This window comes from Candidatus Planktophila sp. (genome assembly GCF_046070465.1).
Taxonomy (GTDB): Bacteria; Actinomycetota; Actinomycetes; order Nanopelagicales; family Nanopelagicaceae; genus Planktophila.
Map to the genome: position 1 here is coordinate 1 of NZ_JBJTMK010000027.1, position 2,962 is coordinate 2,962.

Consider the following 2,962-nt stretch of genomic DNA (forward strand, 5'->3'; position numbering starts at 1 on the left):
GATATCCCAGCACCCGATGTCGGAACAGATGAGCGCAATATGGCCTGGATGATGGATACCTACTCTGTCAATGCCGGCTACTCAGTTCCGGGAGTCGTGACCGGTAAGCCGATTTCACTCGGTGGATCTCTTGGTCGCACATCTGCAACCGGAGATGGAGTCGCAATCTCTACTCGTGAGGCTCTGCTCGTTAAAAATATCGATCCACTCAGCGCAACCGTTGCAATCCAAGGATTTGGAAAGGTTGGTTACTGGACAGCAGTTGGCTTAGAGAAGATGGGCCTCAAAGTCGTAGCAGTCAGTGATGTTCACGGAGGTGTGACAGGTTTTGACTCTGTAACCCAGCTATGGGATCACTTCAAAGCACATGGCAATCTCGATGCGCCGGGAACAGATCGACTTACCAACGAAGAATTGCTCGCACTTGATGTCGATGTACTGATTCCAGCTGCACTCGCAGATGCAATCACGGCTCACACTGCACCGACGATACGAGCCAAAATTGTGGTCGAAGGTGCGAATGCGCCAACGACTCCAGAGGGCGATGCAATCTTGAAGGATAAGGGTGTTCTTGTAGTTCCAGATATCCTCGCAAACGCTGGTGGTGTCATCGTCTCGTACTTTGAATGGGTGCAAGATAAACAAGCATTCTTCTGGGACGCCGATGAGATTTATCAGAATCTGGATTCACAGCTGATGAAGGCGATTCGAGAAGTTGAATATATGTCGACTGATAAGGATCTAACTTGGCGCGAATCAGCGATGATGATTGGTGTAAAGCGAGTAGCTGAAGCGCATAAACTGCGCGGACTTTATCCGTAAGAGTAAAAAGAAAAGCCCCGAGTGTGAAAGGCACTCGAGGCTTAACTTGTGCGCGCGAAGGGATTCGAACCCCTAACCTTCTGATCCGTAGTCAGATGCTCTATCCGTTGAGCTACGCACGCTTATTCATTTATAGAACGCGAATAATACCTTCTTATGAGAGCGCACCCAAATTGAGTAATTCCTCGCGAGAAACTGCCTTTTTACGAGGCTTTCCCAGGGGTTCTCCGGCAGCAACTTCTGATGCATTGATCTGCTCCCAATGCATCTGCGTCACAACTTTATTGTGGGTGATGATCTCTGTGATATCACCTGAATCTTTTGGCTCAGATAATTGTGAGACAAGCAGCTTCATGACGTCTGCAGCATCTGATTTATTTGTGCCGATAACGCCAGAAGGTCCGCGCTTTGCCCAGCCAACTACATAGAGATTTCCATCGACATGACCTTCGCTATTGACGACCTTGCCGTGTGCATATGGGATTCCTTCAAGCGATGGAACTTCATAGCCAATAGCTGTAATGACAAGCCCACATGGAATGCTGAACTGCTCGTCTCCACCAGTGCGCTGGAATACAACTTCTTCAACTTTGCCATTTCCTTTGATCTCGACAGGAGTAGCAAGGAACTGAAACTTCATTGTGCGATCATGTGAAGTTGGTTCACGCTCTGCAATTAAGGTCATTGCATCGAGGTTGGACTTTGTATCTTTCTCAATCTGATCTCCTGCACGCACAATTGCGGCAGCGATATCTTCGGGTTCGATGACAACATTGGTGTGCTCAAGCTTGGGCAGCTCGCGAAGTTCAGGTGAGGTAAATGCAGCGTGTTCTGGGCCACGGCGAGCGTTGATGATGACATTTCGGATTGCGCTCTTCTTGAGAGCAGCGATTGCGTGATCTGCCGTATCGGTAGGGTCAAGCTCTGATGGTTCAAGTGCCAACATTCGTGCAACATCCATCGCCACATTTCCAGCACCGATGACAATTGCTGTCTCGGATGAGAGATCAATCGCCTCATCCTTAAAATCTGGATGAGCGTTATACCAAGGGACAAAGGTGGCTGCCGAAAGTGAACCAGGAAGTTCTTCACCAGGAATTCCAAGCTTTTTTCCTTTTGGTGATCCTGTAGCGACAACAACCGCATCGTACTTTTCACGCAATTGCTCAATCGTCAGATCGCTGCCGAGTTCTACATTGGCAAAGAGGCGAAATCCGGGGGTAGTTGCAATCTTCTCAAAGACCTTGGATACCGTCTTAATCTTCGGATGGTCTGGTGCCACCCCGCTGCGGACCAAGCCCCAGGGGGTCGGAAGGCGCTCAATCATGTCGATTGAGAATGAGATCTCATCACTGGCAAGGTTTTGGAGAGCCTGAGCGGCAAAGTAACCAGCTGGGCCAGCGCCCACAATTGCGATTTTATAGCTCTTCACGCTCACCCCTATTTACGTCGAGGGGGCTAGTTTAGCGGTCGTTAAGAGTTGGTGATAGTTCCTGTGACATTGGAGAGACTTACCGTTGTGCTCACAGTCATAGTGCAGTTCTTGTCGACATCAATTTGGAAAGCATAGAAAGTATTTGGGGCTAAAGATAAGACCTGTGTAGTGGTGTATGGAGATGCAGTTGCCACCCCAACAATTTGGGTTGCGTTTACCGCAGTCGGGCCGCATTTTTTAAGAGTAGCGCTAAAAAATACATTAACGTTGCACCGATGTAACGTAGAGATCTTTGCACCGGAATCTAAGGTAATTGTAAAGGTAAATTGTGAAGTAGTGAGCTCACCCGCATTACGGATATAAAAGATTTGAGGTGCGCTCTTATTCACGGCAACGACGTAGGGTGCGCCTGGATTTGAGGCAGTCGAGGTATCTGCCGGGAAGACAATTAACCGCGCTGAGGTGACTGACATAGTTGTATTTTGAGCGGTGGCTTGTGCAGCAGCGCTTGCAACAACCGGTGGCTGGGTGAGCGCGACTACAATTGCGCCCACCACAGCGGCGACGAGAGATGCAGATTTGTTTTTACTGATCATCTCCCTCTCCTTCCACCAATTGTTCCCGTGAATTGCTCTAACTATTAGTTGCTAACTGTCCCAGCGGTGGGTTCTGATACAACGAATGTCCAAGTGAGCGTTGCAGTGA

General features: G+C 49.0%; 3 protein-coding genes and 1 tRNA gene. 1 reads left to right on the forward strand and 3 read right to left on the reverse strand.

Annotated elements, in window-relative coordinates:
- A partial coding sequence (locus ACKOVI_RS01305) for a Glu/Leu/Phe/Val family dehydrogenase (protein WP_509602056.1) occupies positions 1-822 on the forward strand: 822 nt, incomplete at its 5' end.
- A gap of 49 nt (positions 823-871) precedes the next feature.
- Here the strand turns inward: ACKOVI_RS01305 and ACKOVI_RS01310 are convergent.
- From ACKOVI_RS01310 to ACKOVI_RS01320, 3 genes are all read right to left on the reverse strand, one after another.
- Positions 872-944 (reverse strand) — tRNA-Arg (locus ACKOVI_RS01310).
- A 32-nt stretch (positions 945-976) separates the two neighbouring features.
- On the reverse strand, positions 977-2,254 hold the full coding sequence (locus ACKOVI_RS01315) for an FAD-dependent oxidoreductase (RefSeq protein ID WP_509602058.1): 1,278 nt from the start codon (positions 2,252-2,254) through the stop codon (positions 977-979).
- Between the two features lie 41 nt (positions 2,255-2,295).
- Positions 2,296-2,853, reverse strand: a complete 558-nt coding sequence (locus ACKOVI_RS01320) for a hypothetical protein (protein ID WP_509602060.1) — start codon at positions 2,851-2,853, stop codon at positions 2,296-2,298.
- Positions 2,854-2,962 lie beyond the last annotated feature (109 nt).